The sequence below is a fragment of the Deferribacter thermophilus genome (genome assembly GCF_049472675.1).
Classification (GTDB): Bacteria; Chrysiogenota; Deferribacteres; order Deferribacterales; family Deferribacteraceae; genus Deferribacter; species Deferribacter thermophilus.
The window spans coordinates 98,714-116,883 of sequence record NZ_JAPNXM010000002.1; the positions used below are offsets into that span (position 1 = coordinate 98,714).

General features: G+C 30.6%; 20 protein-coding genes. All 20 read left to right on the top strand.

Features of this window, described 5'->3' with window-relative positions:
- Positions 1 to 18 precede the first annotated feature (18 nt).
- Genes flhA through OWM07_RS02580 form a run of 20 tightly spaced genes read left to right on the top strand, consistent with a single transcriptional unit; the run spans position 19 to position 18,160 of the window.
- Positions 19 to 2,088: a flagellar biosynthesis protein FlhA gene (gene flhA, locus OWM07_RS02485; protein WP_423302090.1), complete on the top strand. Its 2,070-nt coding sequence runs from the start codon at positions 19 to 21 to the stop codon at positions 2,086 to 2,088.
- A 1-nt stretch (position 2,089) separates the two neighbouring features.
- A complete protein-coding gene (gene flhF / locus OWM07_RS02490) occupies positions 2,090 to 3,250 on the top strand; it encodes a flagellar biosynthesis GTPase FlhF (RefSeq protein ID WP_423302091.1) in 1,161 nt (386 codons plus the stop codon).
- Positions 3,238 to 4,089: a MinD/ParA family protein gene (locus OWM07_RS02495; RefSeq protein WP_423302092.1), complete on the top strand. Its 852-nt coding sequence runs from the start codon at positions 3,238 to 3,240 to the stop codon at positions 4,087 to 4,089. Before flhF ends, OWM07_RS02495 begins: the two co-directional genes overlap by 13 nt.
- A gap of 1 nt (position 4,090) precedes the next feature.
- Positions 4,091 to 4,297 (top strand): hypothetical protein, encoded by a 207-nt coding sequence (locus OWM07_RS02500; RefSeq protein ID WP_423302093.1) that lies wholly within the window; start codon positions 4,091 to 4,093, stop codon positions 4,295 to 4,297.
- The gene (locus OWM07_RS02505) at positions 4,297 to 5,028 is read left to right on the top strand and encodes a sigma-70 family RNA polymerase sigma factor (protein WP_423302094.1); all 732 of its coding nucleotides are present in this window, start codon (positions 4,297 to 4,299) and stop codon (positions 5,026 to 5,028) included. Before OWM07_RS02500 ends, OWM07_RS02505 begins: the two co-directional genes overlap by 1 nt.
- Positions 5,025 to 6,095: a protein-glutamate methylesterase/protein-glutamine glutaminase gene (locus tag OWM07_RS02510; RefSeq protein WP_423302095.1), complete on the top strand. Its 1,071-nt coding sequence runs from the start codon at positions 5,025 to 5,027 to the stop codon at positions 6,093 to 6,095. Before OWM07_RS02505 ends, OWM07_RS02510 begins: the two co-directional genes overlap by 4 nt.
- A gap of 12 nt (positions 6,096 to 6,107) precedes the next feature.
- The gene (gene fliM, locus OWM07_RS02515; protein ID WP_423302096.1) at positions 6,108 to 7,109 is read left to right on the top strand and encodes a flagellar motor switch protein FliM; all 1,002 of its coding nucleotides are present in this window, start codon (positions 6,108 to 6,110) and stop codon (positions 7,107 to 7,109) included.
- Complete coding sequence (gene fliN, locus OWM07_RS02520) at positions 7,106 to 7,978, top strand: flagellar motor switch protein FliN (RefSeq protein WP_423302097.1); 873 nt, start codon at positions 7,106 to 7,108, stop codon at positions 7,976 to 7,978. The genes fliM and fliN overlap by 4 nt, the downstream gene beginning before the upstream one ends.
- A gap of 51 nt (positions 7,979 to 8,029) precedes the next feature.
- Entirely contained in the window at positions 8,030 to 8,407 is a 378-nt protein-coding gene (locus OWM07_RS02525) for a response regulator (RefSeq protein ID WP_423302098.1), read from the top strand.
- A gap of 1 nt (position 8,408) precedes the next feature.
- On the top strand, positions 8,409 to 9,044 hold the full coding sequence (locus OWM07_RS02530; RefSeq protein WP_423302099.1) for a protein phosphatase CheZ: 636 nt from the start codon (positions 8,409 to 8,411) through the stop codon (positions 9,042 to 9,044).
- A gap of 9 nt (positions 9,045 to 9,053) precedes the next feature.
- Positions 9,054 to 11,147 (top strand): hybrid sensor histidine kinase/response regulator, encoded by a 2,094-nt coding sequence (locus OWM07_RS02535; RefSeq protein WP_423302100.1) that lies wholly within the window; start codon positions 9,054 to 9,056, stop codon positions 11,145 to 11,147.
- A complete protein-coding gene (locus OWM07_RS02540) occupies positions 11,119 to 11,415 on the top strand; it encodes a hypothetical protein (RefSeq protein WP_423302101.1) in 297 nt (98 codons plus the stop codon). Before OWM07_RS02535 ends, OWM07_RS02540 begins: the two co-directional genes overlap by 29 nt.
- On the top strand, positions 11,336 to 11,947 hold the full coding sequence (locus OWM07_RS02545; RefSeq protein WP_423302102.1) for an OmpA/MotB family protein: 612 nt from the start codon (positions 11,336 to 11,338) through the stop codon (positions 11,945 to 11,947). The genes OWM07_RS02540 and OWM07_RS02545 overlap by 80 nt, the downstream gene beginning before the upstream one ends.
- Positions 11,934 to 12,914 carry a hypothetical protein gene (locus tag OWM07_RS02550; protein WP_423302103.1) on the top strand — a complete coding sequence of 327 codons (981 nt, stop codon included), beginning with the start codon at positions 11,934 to 11,936 and terminating at the stop codon, positions 12,912 to 12,914. Before OWM07_RS02545 ends, OWM07_RS02550 begins: the two co-directional genes overlap by 14 nt.
- Complete coding sequence (locus OWM07_RS02555; protein WP_423302104.1) at positions 12,901 to 14,490, top strand: SpoIIE family protein phosphatase; 1,590 nt, start codon at positions 12,901 to 12,903, stop codon at positions 14,488 to 14,490. The genes OWM07_RS02550 and OWM07_RS02555 overlap by 14 nt, the downstream gene beginning before the upstream one ends.
- Before the next feature lies 1 nt (position 14,491).
- A complete protein-coding gene (locus OWM07_RS02560; RefSeq protein WP_423302105.1) occupies positions 14,492 to 14,809 on the top strand; it encodes an STAS domain-containing protein in 318 nt (105 codons plus the stop codon).
- 3 nt (positions 14,810 to 14,812) lie between these two features.
- The gene (locus OWM07_RS02565) at positions 14,813 to 16,231 is read left to right on the top strand and encodes a HEAT repeat domain-containing protein (RefSeq protein WP_423302106.1); all 1,419 of its coding nucleotides are present in this window, start codon (positions 14,813 to 14,815) and stop codon (positions 16,229 to 16,231) included.
- On the top strand, positions 16,228 to 17,061 hold the full coding sequence (locus tag OWM07_RS02570; RefSeq protein WP_423302107.1) for a CheR family methyltransferase: 834 nt from the start codon (positions 16,228 to 16,230) through the stop codon (positions 17,059 to 17,061). The genes OWM07_RS02565 and OWM07_RS02570 overlap by 4 nt, the downstream gene beginning before the upstream one ends.
- Positions 17,062 to 17,064: 3 nt before the next feature.
- Entirely contained in the window at positions 17,065 to 17,373 is a 309-nt protein-coding gene (locus OWM07_RS02575; protein WP_423302108.1) for a hypothetical protein, read from the top strand.
- A 1-nt stretch (position 17,374) separates the two neighbouring features.
- Complete coding sequence (locus tag OWM07_RS02580) at positions 17,375 to 18,160, top strand: PilZ domain-containing protein (protein WP_423302109.1); 786 nt, start codon at positions 17,375 to 17,377, stop codon at positions 18,158 to 18,160.
- Positions 18,161 to 18,170 lie beyond the last annotated feature (10 nt).

Genomic DNA, 18,170 nt, shown 5'->3' on the forward strand with positions numbered 1-18,170 from the left:
CTTTTAGAGGTCTTTATAGTGGCAGAAACTGGTGTTCTAAAATATTTAAAACAGACAGAGATATTAGTAGCAATAGCAATTGTAGGCATTTTGATTGTTATGATTTTACCTATGCCTGCTTTTTTGCTGGATGTGATGCTTACTATGAGCATAACCTTTGCTGTGATAATTTTACTTGTTTCAGTTTATATAAGAGACCCTTTAGAATTTTCTACTTTTCCAACAGTTTTATTAATAGCCACACTATTTAGATTATCTCTAAATGTGGCAACAACAAGAAGGATTTTACTTCATGGAGCAGAAGGGGAAGATGCAGCGGGGGCAGTAATTAAGGCTTTTGGTCAGTTTGTTGTTGGTGGTAATTATGTGGTTGGTATTATAATTTTCTTAGTCTTGGTTATTATTAATTTTGTAGTGATAACAAAGGGTTCTGGTAGAGTTGCTGAAGTAGCTGCAAGATTTACTCTTGATGCTATGCCAGGTAAACAGATGAGTATAGATGCTGATTTAAATGCAGGTTTGATAGATGAGCAAACGGCTAGAAAAAGAAGGGAAGAAATACAAAGACAAGCCGACTTTTATGGCGCTATGGATGGTGCTAGTAAATTTGTAAGAGGTGATGCTGTTGCTGGCTTAATTATTACGGCTATAAATATAATAGGTGGTTTAATTATCGGTGTGGCTCAGCATGGTCTTGCAGTTTCGGATGCAGCAAAGATATTTACAATTTTGACAGTAGGTGATGGTTTGGTAAGTCAAATACCTGCATTGATTGTATCCACTGCAGCAGGTATAGTAGTTACTAGAAGTGGAGATGATGAGGATCTTGGTGGGCAGCTTGTATCTCAACTTTTTAAAAGTTCAAAGATTATGTTTGTTGCGGGTGGAATACTCTTTTTCTTTGCCTTGGTGCCAGGTATGCCTAAAGTATCTTTTATTTTCTTATCAATATTAATGTTTGGCGTAGGTTATCTTATGAGGAGTACAAAGGAAAAAGAGGTTGATAAAGAAGAGGTTAGTGAAGAGGAAAAAGAGGAAGTCCCTGAGGAGGAAGTGGTAAAAGATTTGTTAGATGTTGATTTGATGGAGCTTGAGATAGGCTTTAATCTTATCCCTTTGGTTGATTCAAATAGAGGTGGTACTTTGTTAAATAGGATTAAGTCTTTAAGAAGACAAATTGCTTTAGAAATGGGGTTTATAGTTCCGCCTATAAGAATTAGAGATAATTTACAGATAGAGCCAAATAGCTATGTGGTTTTTATAAAAGGGGTAAAGGTAGCATCAGGCTCTGTTTATCCAGATAAATATTTAGTAATGAATCCAGATGGAGATCTCGAATCAATAGATGGTATACCTACTAAAGAGCCAGCATTTGGGCTTGAAGCTAAATGGGTGGATGAGATAGAAAAGGAAAAGGCTGAAATCGAAGGGATGACGGTGGTTGATCCTTCAACAGTAATTTCTACCCATTTAACAGAAGTCATTAAAAGTTATGCATATGAGTTGTTAGGAAGACAAGAAACCCAAGAGCTTATTGATAGGTTAAAGGAAAAGTATCCAAAATTAGTAGAGGATTTGATTCCAAATATTCTCGATATCGGTACAGTTCAAAGAGTATTACAAAATCTTTTAAAAGAGAGGGTTTCAATTAGGAATTTACCTACAATTTTAGAAACATTGGCAGCTTATGGTGTCCAAAATAAGGATATTGAGTATTTAACTGAAAAGGTTAGAGTAGCCCTGAAGCGTCAAATTACAGAGAGTCTTTTAGCAGCAGATAGTAGATTATATGTTTTTACACTCGCTCCTGAAATTGAGCAAATGATTGCTAAAAATATTCAACAAGGTGATGATGGTAGAGAAGTGGTAATGGAACCAACAACGGCTCAAAAATTGTTACAAAAACTCATAGATAAAACTAAAGAGATAAACGAAAATGGATTAAACCCAGTATTAGTAATTTCACCACCTATTAGATACCCCTTTAGAAGATTTGTAGAAAAATTTATACCTAATCTTTATGTAATTTCTCATAATGAAATTGCAGAAAATGTTCAGATTGAATCATTAGGAAGTGTGGAGATATGAGATGAAGATAAAAAAATATGAAGTGTTTGATATGAAAGAAGCAATAGAGCTTATTAAAAGGGACTTAGGGCCTGATGCTGTAATATTATCTACTAAAAAAATAGTCAAAAATAATAGTTTTGGTTTGTTTTCAAGACCTATGATAGAAGTGACAGCAGCAATAGATTATGAGCCACAAACGGATAAAAAGAGTAAGGACAAAGGGGTTAATACTAAATATGAAAAGGAAAAATTAGACATTGAAGATATTGCAAATAAGCTAGGTTTGGATAAGTTGGAAGTAGTATTAAAAGAGATAAGTGAAATAAAAAAACAGCTGAGTGAAATAAGGAATAAATCAAAAGATGATATTCACACTGCAGATTTACCCGAAAGGCTTATCCCATATTTTAATATAATGTTAAAGAATGGTGTTGATGATCTTATAGCATATAAGTTTTTAAAAAGGGTAGAAAAAAGAATAAGCTCGGAGTTAAATAGGGCTCAGTTAAGTAATTTATTGGTTCAACTTTTGGGTGAGATAATACCTATTGAAAAAGATTATTTTTCCTCATTAAAACAAAAAGTTATAGCTTTAATTGGCCCAACAGGCGTAGGAAAAACAACAACTATAGCTAAGATGGCTGCAACCTTGAGCTTAAAGTTACAAAAGAAAGTAGGGCTAATAACCATCGATACTTTTAGGATAGGTGCAGTTGAACAGCTTAGAACTTATGCAGATATAGTAAATATACCATTGAAAGTAGCATCTACACCAGAGGAATTAAAAGAACATATTTACGAGTTGTCTGGGTTGGATTATATATTTTTAGATTCGATGGGTAGAAGTCAATATGATGAAGCTCAAATTAGAGAGCTTTTAAAATTTATTGAAATTAGCCCAGTGATTACTCCTATTTTGGTATTATCCATGAGCTCAAATCATGATGAGATGTATGACACTTTTGACAGATATAAATTATTAAAACCTGAATATCTAATTTTTACAAAATTAGATGAGACTAGAAGATTTGGCCCACTAATAAATGTTCCAATATTAAAAAAGATTCCAATATTGTTGTTTACCACAGGGCAAAATGTTCCAGAAGATATTGAAATTCCAGATGGCAGAAAGATTGCTATGAAGTTGTTGAGTGATATTCAAAAAGTTTGGAGAGATTAACATTGGATCAGGCGAGCGCTTTAAGAAAAATGGCTTGGTTAAAAGATAGAAAGGCAAAGTATATAGCTATAGCTAGTGGTAAAGGTGGTGTAGGAAAAACTAATTTTTCGGTAAATCTTGCCTATTGTATGGCTTTAAGTGGGAAAAAAGTTCTTTTGTTTGATGCAGATTTAGGGTTAGCAAATGTTGATATAATTTTAAATATTGCACCTAATGTAACAGTTAAAGAATATTTAAATGGTTCTGCTAAATTAGAAGATGTGATTGTTCATAATGTTAAAGGTTTTGATGTATTTCCTGCATCAAGTGGGTTTATGGAATTGACAAATTTGGCTGATAGTGATTTTGATAAGATTATAGAGATGTTTTTTTACTTAGATAAAGAATATGATTTTATAATTTTTGATACTGCTGCAGGTATAGCTGAGAATGTGTTAAAATTCATTATTTTTTCTGACATTTTTATTATTATTACTCTCATCGAACCTACTGCAATAACAGATGCTTATGCCCTAATAAAGGTGGCTCATTTTCAAGCTGAGCATTTAATACCTTATGTTGTTGTTAATATGGTAAATAGTGATAAACAGGGTAAAACTGTTTTTAACAATCTACAGAAAGTCGTAAAAAACTTTTTAAAAAAAGAACTAAATTATCTTGGAAGTATTAAAAGAGATGCAAACTTAATAAAAGCGGTGTCAAAACAGCAAGTTGCGGCGGAGATTTTCCCTAACACTGACTTTACTTTAAATATTAAGGAGATTTCAAAAAAGATATTGAGTCTAAATGATAAAAATCATCAGGTTAATTTTAATCAGCTAATAAATATGAGAGGTTAAAATGAAAGGTGTTTACGGATATATCGCTTTATTGATTGCAACTCTATCTTTCATGATTTCATTTAGTTTTAAGATGTTTTATTTAGATACAATTGATATTACAGTTTTTATTAGAGATTTTATTGTATTTTTTGTGGTCTATATTATTTCAAAATATGTTTTCAAAAATATAGAGAAGATGTTTAATAATTATAGGAAAATATTATAATGAATGGGAATGCCTATTATAAATTGAATGATGAACTTTTAGATGAAGAAGAATTAATCAAGGAGTTTATTCCGAAAATTAAAAGTTGGGTTTTGAAGGCAGTATCTAATTTACCTGATAGTGTGGATATCGATGAAATATATTCGGCAGCATGTTATGGTTTTGTGGAGTCTATAAAAAGATATGATAAAACAAAGAATATAGATTTCAGATATTATGCGGAAAAAAGGGTAAAAGGAGCGATATTAGATTATCTTAGAAAGCTTGATGTGCTCTCTAGGAATATTCGTTCCAAAATAAAAGATTTAGAAGATAAGATAGCTTACCTTTCCTCAAAACTTGGTAGAAAGCCTACAAATATTGAGCTTGCAAAAGAATATAATCTTGAACTGGCTGAGGTGAATAAGCTTTTAGAATTTTTAGAAAATTCTGATAAAATAAGCCTTGATGTAAGCATTGGGGATGATGAAAATAGCTCATTGATTGATTTCATAAAAAGTGATATTTTGACACCAGAAGAAGAAATAGAGAAAAATGAGCTGATTGAAATATTAGGTGAAGAGATAGAAAAATTAAGCGAGAAAGAAAGATTGGTAGTTACGCTTTACTATTATGAAGATTTAACTATGAAAGAGATAGGGGAAGTTTTAGGAATTACAGAATCCAGGGTGAGCCAAATACATAATTCTGCTGTAAAAAAGTTAAAGAAAAGATTGGAGAAACAATTATGAATAAAATCAAGGTTTTAATTGTAGATGATTCTGCATTCATGAGAAAAGCTATTGAGGGGATGCTTAAAAAAGATCCAGAGATTGAAATTGCAGGTTTTGCAAGAAATGGTAAAGAGGCTGTAGAGTTAGTAGAAAGCTTGAGACCTGATATAATTACTTTAGATATCGAAATGCCTGTTATGAATGGCTTAGAAGCATTAGAAATAATTATGAAAAGATTTCCCACCCCAACGATAATGGTTAGCTCTTTAACCACAGAGGGAGCTGAAGCAACTTTAAAAGCCTTAGAGCTGGGTGCGGTAGATTTTATACCTAAGGATAAGTCCTTTGCAACATTGAGTATTATGAAGATAGAAAAGGATCTAATAGAAAAGATAAAACTGTTTGCAAAAAAGAAAACATTAGGTTTTCTAAAAAGCGAAAAGAGCTTTAAGACAACTTTGAGTATAAAAGAGACTAAAGAGAGCCATGTTCCAAGAAGTGTGGTGAGAAGAATACCTATTAATATGGTTTTGATAGGGACATCAACTGGTGGTCCACAATCTTTACAAAGGGTTATACCAAAATTACCTGCTGATTTGAATAAGCCAGTTTTGGTTGTACAGCACATGCCACCAAATTTTACAAAATCACTTGCTGATAGGCTAAATGGTTTAAGTAAATTGACAGTAATTGAGGCACAAGGGAAAGAAAAGATTGAGCCAAATGTGGTATATATTGCTAAGGGTGGATTTCATCTAAAGGTTAGAAAAATTGGGTCGAATTATTATACAGAAGTTTCGGTAGAGCCTAAAAATGTGTTGCATGTGCCAAGCGTTGATGTAATGGTGGAGTCGGCGGTTGAATATATTGGAGGCAATGGTTTGGGTGTGATAATGACAGGGATGGGCTCTGATGGAAAAATTGGATTACAAAAACTTAAAGAAAAAGGGGGAGTTGTAATTGCTCAGGATAAAGATAGTTGTGTAGTTTATGGTATGCCAAGAGCTGTTGTAGAAGCTAATCTTGCAGATGAGGTTGTACCATTAGATAAAATTGCCGAAAGAATTTCTGCATATTGTAAATAGAGGATAAAGTTTATGGCTGATATTTTAAGTCAAGAAGAAATTGATGCTCTGTTATCAACTGTTGCTGAAGAAGGGCTTGATGAGAAAAAAATTGATACCTTAGAGTTTGTCCCTAAGAAAGTATCTGTCTATGATTTTAGAAGACCTGATAGGGTTTCAAAGGAGCAGCTTAGATCTTTAAGAAATTTACACGATAAATTTGCAAGGAACTTTAGTTCTGCACTTTCAAATATGCTTAGAGCTATTACCGATATAAATTTAGTTAGTGTGGATCAGATGACTTATGGTGAGTTTTTAATGTCGTTACCGGATCCCACAAGTTTTAATGTTGTAAGTATGATACCTTTAGAGGGGAACATTGTACTTGAAATAAACCCTTCTATTGTTTTCCCTATAGTTGATAAGATGTTGGGTGGTTTTGGACAACCTTTATACAAAATCAGAGAATTAACTGCATTGGAGCAAAGGTTATTAGATGGTGTTATTAATACACTTTTAAGAGAGCTTGAAGAAGTATGGCGACAGGTTATCCCAAATGTAAAATTTAAGAAAGAGGTTAGTGAAAATAGCCCTCAAGTAGTTCAGATTGTTGCTCAAAATGAAGTTGTAGTTTTGGTTGTATTTGAAGTAAAATTTGGTGAGGCAAGCGGTTTAATAAACCTTTGTTTTCCAGCAATTACATTAGAACCAATTTTGGGGAAAATAAGCTCTCAGGATTGGATCGTTGGAGGTAAAAAAGGGAAATTTGGAAATTTTGAAGAGCAAATCTTTTTATTATTAGAAGATATATTGATAGATTTAAAGGTTATTTTAGGTGAAAATATTTTGACAGTGGATGAAATTTTGTCTCTAAAAGAGGGGGATACTGTAATTTTAAATAAGAAATCAACACAGCTTGCAAACATTTATTTGAATAATTTGAAAAAATTTGAAGTAGAACTTGGGGTATCAGGAGTAAAAAAAGCTGTACAATTAAAAAGAGTAATAAAAGAACATGTTGAGGTAGGAAAGTGAAAAATTTGTATAATTTAGAGGATATGAAAGAGTATAAAGATTTTATTGATTTAGTAAAAGAACAATTTTCTCAATCATTGCAAACAGTTATAAATAAAGATTTAAGCTTAGATATTTCTGAATTTTTTACAGCAAGTTTAGAAGATATTTATGGGGAAATTGAGAATCCAGTTTGCATAAAAGGTGTTGAGACAGAAAATAATTACAATTTTGGCGTTTTGTTTTCATTAAAAGATGTTTCAGTATTGGTAGATTATATGATGATGGGGGAAGGGGAAGCTAAAGATACTTTAGATGATGAAACCAAAGATGGAATAAAAGAATTGATAACACAGCTTATTTCATCTCTGAATGTACCTTTAAAAGAAAAGTATAACAAAAAGTTTAATTTTACAGTTGTTGATGTGTTTACAGATTTAGTGGAAGATGAGACTGAATATGCATCGTTAAAATTTAGTATTAATACTGAGAAAATCGATTCATCATTTATATTTTTCATAGATTCAGCTTTTAACAGTGTGATTGAATCTGGTGATAATTTAGAAGAGAGTGAACCTGATTTTAGCAATTTTAATGAAGGTTTTGTAGATAAAGAATCAGCTGGTAGTAATAATATTGATTTACTCTTAGATGTGGAAATCCCTGTTTCTGTAAAAATTGGTTCGACAAAGCTGTATCTAAAAGATATTTTAGAGTTAGGTCCAGGTAAGATTATAGAGCTTGAGGAGTATGCAGAGGAGCCTGTAGAGCTTTTAGTAAATAACAAAGTGATAGCAAGAGGTGAAGTGGTTGTTGTTGATGGCTATTTTGGTTTAAGGATCAAGGAGATTGTAAGCAAGGCTGAAAGGATAAAGAAATTAAAAGATTGATAATTTTTTTTTAATACTGTATCTTAAATAAAAACAAATGCGGAGGTCTTAATGGCTTATGATGATATCATTATAACAGTTGATGATTCATCTACAATGAGAAGAATTATCAAAAACACTTTAATGAAAATAGGTTTTAATAATATACTTGAGGCATCAAATGGTGTTGAAGCTTTGGATGTAATAGCCAAAAATAAAGTTGATTTGATAATTACTGACTGGAATATGCCAGAGATGGACGGTTTGACCTTTGTAAAAAGTATTAGATCAAACCCTGAATTTAATGAGATCCCAATATTAATGGTTACTACAGAAGCAGCAAAAGAAGATATTTTGATGGCGTTAAAAAGTGGAGTAAATAATTATATCGTTAAGCCGTTCACCCCAGATACATTAAAAGAGAAGGTGTTTAAGTTATTAGGTTATTAAGATGAGTGATTATTTAAAGGATATTAATGAGCTAATTGAAATAGCTAAAAAGATAAATAGTGGAGAGTATGACTTAATCAATATAACTATTAGGCCTGAGAGCGAGCTTTTTCATATTGCAGAGTATTTTAATGATGCTTTAAAAAAACTAAAAATGGTAAATGATACTTTTTCTGACACCTATGAGGAGTTGCCTGTTTTTGAAAAGGTATTAAGAGATATAATTGATGATATGAAAAGTGCTTCGGAGTCGATATTAAATGAAATTGATAAAATAAATTTTAATATAGATTCTATCAAAGAGCTTTTGGAAAGCATCAAAAATGCAATTAAAGATAAAAATTTTGAACAAGCCAAGATCTATATAAATAATCTTAAAGATCATATTAGAGAAGGTGAAGATATTTGTTTTGATATTATTGCAGCTTTGGAGTTTCAGGATATAACTAAACAAAAAGTTGATAAATTACTAATGATTGTTAAAGAGATTGAAGATAAAGTTGCTGATTTAATAATCAAGCTTGGCTTAAAAGCTAATAAAATAGATCCAGAGAAGATACAAGAGGTTTCTAACAAAAGTGAAGTTTTAGAAGATCAGGAGTTAGTTGACAAACTTTTAGAAGAGTTTGGATTATAGGAGTTTTTTATGAACAATGATATGAATGATTTAATCCAAGATTTTTTGGTTGAGGCTAATGAGTTAATAGAACAATTGGATCAAGACTTAGTTGAGCTTGAAAATAGGAAAGATGATCTTGATCTGTTAAACAAAATCTTTAGAGCTGCTCATACTATAAAAGGTTCTTCATCATTTCTTGGGTTTGATAAGCTGACAGAGCTCACCCATGTTGCTGAAGAGATTTTAAATAAGTTGCGTAAAGGGGAAATGGTAGTTACTGCTGATATTATGGATGTTCTTTTAGAGTTTGTGGATAATTTAAAGAAACTTATTGATGATATAAAAAATGGTACAGATTCAGTAGATATTGCTGAAATAATGAAAAAATTGAAACTGGTTAATGAAGGTAAAGTAATAACTCCTGCTGAAGAGAGGAAACAAGATTCTGCTAAACAAGAAACTAAAAAAAATGAACCCAAACAAATTGCTAAAGTCACAAAGGCGATTGAACAAACAATTAGAGTTGATGTAAATAGATTAGATATTTTGATGAATCTTGTTGGGGAGCTCGTTTTAAGTAGGAACAGGATAGCACAAATTTCTGCAGAATTTGAAAAGAAGTTTGAAGGTGAATATTTGGTAGAGCAACTTTTAGAAACTACTTCACACCTTGGTTTAATAACCACAGAGCTTCAATTGGCAGTAATGAAAACAAGGATGGTGCCAATAGGCAAGGTCTTTAATAAATTTCCAAGGATGGTTAGGGATTTATGTAGAGAATTAAAAAAAGATATCGAGCTAGTTATTACAGGTGAAGATACAGAGCTTGATAAATCTGTTGTTGAGGAGATTGGAGATCCATTGATTCACATGATTAGAAATGCAGTGGATCATGGTATTGAGTCTCCTGAAGAGAGAGTAAAGAAAGGTAAACCTGAAAAAGGGTTGGTAGCTCTAAATGCTTATTATGAAGGGAATCATATTGTAGTAGAGATTAAAGATGATGGAAGAGGGATGGATCCTGAAAAGCTCAAAAAGAAGGCTATCGAAAAGGGTGTGATAACTCCAGAAGAAGCTAAAACATTAAACAGGGATGAAGCTTTGGGACTGATTTTTAGACCTGGTTTCTCTACTGCGGAGAAGGTTTCAGATGTTTCAGGTCGTGGAGTTGGAATGGATGTTGTTAAAACAAATATTGAAAAGCTAAATGGGATAATTCAAATAGAGTCAGAGGTAGATAAGGGTACTACTTTTAAATTAAAACTGCCTTTAACTCTTGCTATTATACAAGCTTTATTGGTAGAAGTATCAGGAGAAATTTATGCTATACCAATTGTTTCGGTTATTGAAACTGTTAAAATCGATGAGAATGAAATTCACAGCTTTGAAGGTAGAGAGGTTTTAAAATTAAGGGAATCTGTATTGTCTCTTATTAGGTTAAATGAGGTTTTTGAGTTAGAACCTACTTTTAGCAATGAAATGTATGTTGTTGTTGTTGCATTAGCAGAGAAAAAAGTGGGGCTGATTGTTGATAGATTGATTGGGCAAGAAGAGATAGTTATTAAATCTTTAGGTGAATATTTGGGTGGTACAGTGGGAATAGCTGGTGCAACGATAATGGGCGATGGTGCAGTTAGGTTGATTTTAGATGTGGCTGGTATTATGGAGATAGCTTCTAAAATGCCAAGAGTAAATAGGAGAAGATCAAAAGTATCTAAAGTGCCGACAGCTTTAAACGAGAATTATCATAGATTAAATGTTATGGTTGTTGATGATTCTGCTACTGATAGAAAAATTATGAAGAGGTTGTTAAGCAATACTGGATGGATAAATGTTGTTGAGATTACAAACGGTAAAGATGCTTTGGCTGCTATAAAAAATTTAGAAGTCGATTTTGTAATTACTGATATTTTTATGCCAGATATGGATGGGTATGAATTGGCTAGGTCACTAAGAGAATCTGGCTTTACGGGTCCCATTTTGGCCGTTTCATCAAGAGGTGAAATCAAGGATAGTAAGAAGTTTTCTTTATATGGAATAAATGATTTTATAGTAAAGCCGGTTAGCCTCGATGAATTGTTAGGGAAAATAAATGAACTTAAAGCAATTAATAATACATAGTTTTTGCTTTGTACTTTTAGTTTTTATCTATGAGGTGAATACAGGTGATACTAGATTTCAAACTGCAAGTAAGTTAGATTATAAGTCTTTTTACTATTACAATGGTGGTGCTGATGTTATTAAAAGTCTTAAAGTTGTTAAGGTTTATGACGATTCAGAATTTAAAAAAGCGTTAAAGGATTTTGACATTGAAGAGAACAATTATAAAAAACTGCTTCCTATTCCTATTAGTAATTCTGTTAAGTACAAAAATATCTGGTGGCGTTGAGAAGAAAAAGTATAAGGCATTAGTTAAAAAACCAAATTCGATCATAACAACTTATTATCTTTATGATTATTCAAAAGAATCTGCAAAAGAAAATTTAGCATTAAATGGCTGGGAAGTATTAAAAATAGAAGAAGTCCCAATTGAAAGTTCTAATGAAGATTTAATACAAAAAGGGTTTTTTAGTCCAAGTTATAAGTTAAGATTATTAAAAATATTTTATTTTGAAAAAGGAGCATACAGTTTTAATTTCGATAATGAAACAATTAGCTTATTGAAAAAGTTGAAAAAAGGTAAGAGATATTATCTATATGGTCATACTGATTCTTTGCCAGTTATACCAAATGAGAAATTTAAGAATAATTATGAATTATCAATATTAAGAGCTAATTTTGTAAAAGGGTTAGTAAAAAAATATGCTGGTATTGATGAAAATGTTTATGTAGTTGGATTTGATGCTTTTTATCCGATAGAATCAAATAGCTTTGATGGTTCAAAAAAGAATAGACGAGTAGAGCTATATGAATCAGATTGAAGTTATCGATTTGGAGCAATTTTATAATATATCAATATCAGATTTTTATTCCTATGTATCTGAAATAATGACAGATTTTAATTATTTTTTTCATCTAACATTAAAAGAGATCCCCAATAAAACTCGATGTGAAATTTGGAAGCATAGAGGTGGAGAGGAAGAGGCTTTAGTGTGGGTAGAAGTAGTTCAAAATGGGGAGTATGTGGCATCAGAGGTGCCAGTAGAAATTTTAAAATTGATGAATGAAAATAATTTGAGAACTTTGTTCTTTTTTACAAATGGTGCTTTAAAAGAAGAGGATAAGGAAATTATTGACGAAGAAGGGTATTTTATTTTTACCCCTGATGAGATTATTGAGACTCTAATAGCCATAAACAAGAAGAAAATACCAAAAGAGAAAAATATTAGAAAAAAGGTAAAAGTCCCTTCGGGATTTGTGCTTATAAGAAATTATCTGAGAAATCGTGAAATTCCAAAGGAAAAAAATGTTATTAGAATTAATTTAATAAAACAGATTGTAGATAAATATATTTCACTGTATGAACCTATTTTAAAAATTGTTGAACAGATTGAGGATTATAATGATATTTCAGATGATATTAAAGAAATACTTAAGAAGGAACAGTTTAAGTTACTTCCCAATCTTGTTGTTATTTCTACGTATACTTTTTTAGATAAGTTCCAATATTTAAAAGTCGATTTATTTAATTTCGTGAAATTACTTATTTTGTATATTGGAGCTATTATAGAATATGAGCCGATGGAGGATGTAGAAAAATACAAAAGTGAAATTGAAAAATTTGTAGAAAAATTTAAAAACATAGAAAATGAAATAGAAGAATATAAAAAAGAATATTTGGAAGAAAATAAAAAATTATCTAAAAACTTGCTTATAAATTCAATTGTTTTTATAGTATTGCTATTTATAATAGTTATAATTTATGTGGTGATTAATGGTAGATATTAATTTTACAAAATTGTTAGATCATATTGAAGAGTTAGTACTTATTATTGATGGAAGTTATAAAATACAATATGTTAATAATAACTTAAAAATACTAACAGATAAAGGGAAAGATGAAGTTTTAGATAAAAAATGTTATTCAGTTTTATTCAAGCGAACAGAACCTTGTGAAAACTGTCAGCTGGAAAGCTTAAAAAATAAAAAATTTGGTAAAGATATAGTCCATGATACTTTGAACTTTCGTGGTTTTAGAAAAATTTTAAGAAGTAGATTTGAGTATTTGGAAGAAGGTATATTTTTAGAAGTTATCAAAGACATAACTGACGAAAAGGTTTTGATTGATAAATTAACTCATCAAGCAAAGGAATTGAAGGCTAATAATGTCATTTTAAATTTAAAAAGGCAAGAAGTAGAAAGAAAACATCGATTTTTAAATAAGGTTGTAAATAGTATTAGTGACGGTTTATTGGTTGTAGAACAAGATTATTCTATAAATCTATTAAATTATAAAATGTCTGAGTTTGCTGGAAGAGCTTTAGATGATTTGAGCGAGAAGAAATGTTATAACACTTATGGACTTGATGAACCATGTGAAGAGTGTCCAATGAAAGATCCTAAAATATCAAAAAGTGTGAGAAGGGTTAATGATAAAAATTTAACTGTATATTTTAATAAGTTTGAAAATTATATAGTCGAAAGTGTTAGAGATACTACTAAAGAGATTTACCTGCTAGATGAGATTAAGAGACAACAAAAAGAGTTGAAAGAAAAGCAGTACCAGATGATGAAATTAAATGAAGATTTGCTTAAAATGAATGAGAAGCTTAAAAAAGCTCAAGAAGTAATAGATGAAGAGTTAAGACAGGTAGGTGAGATTCAAGCTAGCCTTTTGCCTGATAAGCTACCTGAAATAAATGGTTTTGATTTTGGAGCATTTTATACCCCAGCAGAGCAAGCAGGTGGTGATTATTATGATTGTATAGAAATGAGTAATAACTACTGGGGGTTTACAGTAGCTGATGTAAGTGGACATGGGATTCCTGCTGCAGTTATTATGGCTATTACAAGAGCTATAATGAGATCATATACTTATGATGTGATTTCTGCAGCAGAAGCTTTAGGTATGGTTAATGAAATATTATGTGATAATATTTATACAAATGATTTTGTTACAATGTTTTACCTTGTAATGAATGGGGTGACAGGGGAGTGCAATTTTGCCAGTGCAGGACATAATCCATTGTTATACTTTGATAAATCTGAAATTCTAGTCCGTAAAGTAACTGCTTCTGGCTTATTTCTTGGAGCCTTTGAAGAGGTGGAGTATGAGGAGGGAAGCTTTAAGATGGATGAAGGTGATATAGCCTTTATGTATACTGATGGATTGGTAGAGGCTATGAATAAGAAAGATGAGCAGTACGGATATGATAGATTAATAAATAAAATAATTATGTTTCATAATGAGAAATGTGATGATATAATAAAATATATAATAGAAGATGTAAAAGAGTTTACAGAGGGTAGACCTTTTGAGGATGATATAACGATTTTTGTTATAAAAAAAATGAGCGGAGGTTAAGATGGATGTAAAAGATGTAAGTGGGAAAAAAGTTGTTTATCTTAAAGGTGAAATTAATGCACAAACTGGACAAAGTATGAAAGAAGAGGTTTTAAAGCTTTTTGAAAGTACAGATACAGTTGTACTATCTTTTAAAGGTGTAGTTTATATGAATAGTTCTGGTTTGAGGGAAATAATAGATTTGTATAAGAAAACAAATAAAGAGAAGAAAAACTTAAAACTTTGTGAATTGTCCAATGATTTAAAAGAGATGTTTGCTTTTACTGGTTTGGATAAAGTTTTTAAAATATTTAATAGTGAAAGTGAAGCTTTGAGGTAGTATATGTTATATGATTTAAAAATAACTGGTGATGAGGTAAAAATATATCTTTCATCAGAGATAAATGTAACTATTTTTAAAGAGATTATTGAAAAATTAAAGAATCATGAAAATATCAAAGTGGTAAAACTTGACTTGAGTAGAGTAGAATATATTCAAAGTAAGGTTTTAGCTGGATTTATTCAGCTGAATAAATATTGTGTGGAGAATGGAATAGAATTCTTTATAGTTAACGCTAATGAAACAATTTTACAACTATTTGAGTTAACAAATCTATCATCAGTTTTCAAAGTTGATGTGGATTTTAGCTCTTACAACCCAGAAGAATTAATCAGTTTTTTTGAAGATGTTGAATTGGCAGATAAATTGTCAGACTATATTAGCGAAAATTATAATGATGAATTTAAGACCTTAATGAAGAAGCTGATCAAATCTGATGACCCTATATTGAAAGAGTATGCCATATTGACCGTTGGTAAAGCTGGTGATCTAGACTTTTTAGACGAGGTTAGAAGTGCTTTAAATGATGATGTGGGTAATGTCATAAAAGCAGCTATTACAGTTTTAGGATGGTTTCAAGATTTTGAAAGTAAAGAGAAAATATATGAGTTTTTAGAAAGTGAGTTTATAGATGTTGCTGAATCTGCTGCGGCTACGATAGCTTTGCTATCTGATGAGAATGATGCTGATAGATTAAAAGAGCTTTTAAATAGTCAAGATGAAAGGCTTAGAAAAATTGCAATTCAGGCACTTACTTTGATAAATGATGATAAATCTTATGAAATTTTGAAGGAAGAATTAGAAAAAGAGAATAATGATTATTTGTTGGCTTATATACTAAAAATGTTATCCTTTTTTAGAAAGGAAGAGGTATCAGATATTATTTTTAAATATTTATCTCACCCTTCAAATATTGTTAGAGAAACCGCAGCATCTTCATTAGTTAGAATTAATGCAGTAGATAAGGTAGATGATATATTAAAGTTGGTAAATGACTCAGATAGTATGGTTGCATATTTTGCTGTAAAAGCTATAGGAGAGCTTTGTAAAAGTGAAAATTGTGTTGAAACTTTAATCTCTGTTTATCACACTGTTCCTGAAAATGTCAAATTGGCGATTGTGGAAGCATTGGGAAAGATAGGGATCGATGTCTCTGACTTTTTATATCAATGTTTATCTGAAAAAAATGAAGATTTAAGAAAAGAAGCTCTTAATTCACTGTTTTTATTACAAGCAGACAATTTGAGAGATATAGCTGAAGAATGTTTAAAGGATAAAAGTTGGTTGGTGAGATATAAAGCAGTAGAGGTTTTATCACAAATTAGAGACAATGATATTGAAACTGTTCTGAGGTTGCATTTGGAAAATGAAGATAACAAGTTTGTTAAGGAGAAAATTTACCAAGTTTTAGGTGAGTTATGATTCAAACAGGTATTATAAAAATAAAAGATGAAGAATTTTTTGAGTTAGCAGATTTGATTTTTAAACATTCAGGGATAACTTTTACTATTAATAAAAAATATTTGATTGAAAATAGGTTATCAAGACTTTTGCATGAGCTTAACTTTACATCTTATAAAGATTATATCTATTATCTTAAATATAATATAAAAGGTAAAAGTGAAATACAACGACTTATTAATTTAGTAACAATTAATGAAACATATTTTTTTAGAGAAAGAGGGCAAATTGATTATTTGGTTGAAAAGGTAATTCCTGATCTTATTTTAAAAGGTAAAAGAAGTATAAAAATATTGTCAGCTGCATGTTCAACTGGTGAAGAACCTTACAGTATAGCAATTGCATTGAAAGAGAAAAAACTTACTGAAAAAGTCCGCATTGATATTATTGGTGTAGATATTAATACTGATGTAATAAAGACTGCTCAAGAAGGGATTTATAGATCAGTTTCTTTTAGAGGGGTTAATCCTCAAATTATTTCTAAATATTTTAAGAAGGAAGAGTTAAATTATCTTTTATCAGATGAAATAAAAAAAATGGTTAGATTTATGCAGGGTAATCTAACAGATAAATTATTATATCTAAAAATTGGCAAGTGTGATGTTATTTTTTGTAGAAATGTTTTGATATATTTTGATATTGATACCAAAAAGGTTGTGATAGAGCATTTTTACAACAATCTTAACACTCCTGGATTTTTATTTTTAGGTCATTCTGAAACATTAAATAGATTAAATAATAATTTTGAAATGGAAAACTTTAAAACTGGTATAGTCTATAAAAAGGGGTAATATTTGACTGGAATAGGTCCAAAAGATTTACAACACATTGTAGGTAAGATTAATTACCCTGAAAAAGTTCAGGATGTGATGGATAAGAATAGCTTAAATAAAGGTGCTTTTGTTGCAAAAGAGTTTACAGAACAAAATCTTAATAATCTTTCGTTGGTGGTAAATATTGAAAATGCTAAAATGCCTATAATTGAAAAAAAGAAAGAAAAGGAAATTTTAAGGAAGCTTAAAAGTAGAAGAAAGAGTATAAGAAAGAAAAAAATCTCGGTAATAGAAGAAGATGCTGGTAGAATTATAGATACAGAGGGGTAAGATGAACAAAGTTATACTAAAAATCTATCAAGATGATGATGTAAGGACAGTTTATGCTGTTTTTGTAGATAACAAAAACTTCGGTATAAGATCCAACGGATTAACAGAAGAACTTTTGATTAACTCACTAAGAATTCACGCTTTGTGGTATGAAGGTGATGTATTGATTGGAGCAGATGTGGAATTTATCAGAAGAGACAAAGATACTTATTATTTTAAAATAATATCTGAAATTGAAAAAGGGTTAAAGAGAGAACATTATAGGATTGATTACAAAGGTAAATACCGAATAAAGCTGATAGATATCGATTCACTAAACGATTTTAAAAGATTGGTGGATAGAAAAAGTGTTCAAGCAAAATCTACTATGGCAAATAAAATAAAAAATATTATTCAAAAAGAAACCACTAGTATGCAGTACATTTTAAGATTTTTATTAGAAATTGATAATAAACTGGATTTAATAATTGAGCAACTATCAAGCCGAGAGATAGATTTAGAGTTTTTAGAAGTTGATGCTGTTGATATCAGTGGTGGTGGTATCGGGTTTTTTTCAAGTGAAGCGATTGATAAAAATCTTTATTTGTATATTGAGGGGGATATAAGGGAATCTTTAAATAGAGTAAAGTTTTTTGCAGTAGGAAAGATAGTTTCTGAGTTTAAAACCTCTAAAGGTTATATCTATGGAGTTGAATTTATTTATATCGATAATGAGTTGAGAGAAGACATAATAAGGTATGTGTTTGAAAGGGATCGTGAGTTAATTAAAAAATCTATACACGAATAAAAAGGGGTAA

What these genes read in the sequence shown, in the direction of transcription:
- flhF (WP_423302091.1), top strand. Translation starts at nt 2,090, where the DNA reads ATGAAGATAAAAAAATATGAAGTGTTTGATATGAAAGAAGCAATAGAG.
- OWM07_RS02500 (WP_423302093.1), top strand. Translation starts at nt 4,091, where the DNA reads ATGAAAGGTGTTTACGGATATATCGCTTTATTGATTGCAACTCTATCT.
- OWM07_RS02505 (WP_423302094.1), top strand. Translation starts at nt 4,297, where the DNA reads ATGAATGGGAATGCCTATTATAAATTGAATGATGAACTTTTAGATGAA.
- OWM07_RS02510 (WP_423302095.1), top strand. Translation starts at nt 5,025, where the DNA reads ATGAATAAAATCAAGGTTTTAATTGTAGATGATTCTGCATTCATGAGA.
- fliM (WP_423302096.1), top strand. Translation starts at nt 6,108, where the DNA reads ATGGCTGATATTTTAAGTCAAGAAGAAATTGATGCTCTGTTATCAACT.
- OWM07_RS02525 (WP_423302098.1), top strand. Translation starts at nt 8,030, where the DNA reads ATGGCTTATGATGATATCATTATAACAGTTGATGATTCATCTACAATG.
- OWM07_RS02530 (WP_423302099.1), top strand. Translation starts at nt 8,409, where the DNA reads ATGAGTGATTATTTAAAGGATATTAATGAGCTAATTGAAATAGCTAAA.
- OWM07_RS02535 (WP_423302100.1), top strand. Translation starts at nt 9,054, where the DNA reads ATGAACAATGATATGAATGATTTAATCCAAGATTTTTTGGTTGAGGCT.
- OWM07_RS02540 (WP_423302101.1), top strand. Translation starts at nt 11,119, where the DNA reads ATGAACTTAAAGCAATTAATAATACATAGTTTTTGCTTTGTACTTTTA.
- OWM07_RS02550 (WP_423302103.1), top strand. Translation starts at nt 11,934, where the DNA reads ATGAATCAGATTGAAGTTATCGATTTGGAGCAATTTTATAATATATCA.
- OWM07_RS02555 (WP_423302104.1), top strand. Translation starts at nt 12,901, where the DNA reads ATGGTAGATATTAATTTTACAAAATTGTTAGATCATATTGAAGAGTTA.
- OWM07_RS02560 (WP_423302105.1), top strand. Translation starts at nt 14,492, where the DNA reads ATGGATGTAAAAGATGTAAGTGGGAAAAAAGTTGTTTATCTTAAAGGT.
- OWM07_RS02565 (WP_423302106.1), top strand. Translation starts at nt 14,813, where the DNA reads ATGTTATATGATTTAAAAATAACTGGTGATGAGGTAAAAATATATCTT.
- OWM07_RS02570 (WP_423302107.1), top strand. Translation starts at nt 16,228, where the DNA reads ATGATTCAAACAGGTATTATAAAAATAAAAGATGAAGAATTTTTTGAG.
- OWM07_RS02580 (WP_423302109.1), top strand. Translation starts at nt 17,375, where the DNA reads ATGAACAAAGTTATACTAAAAATCTATCAAGATGATGATGTAAGGACA.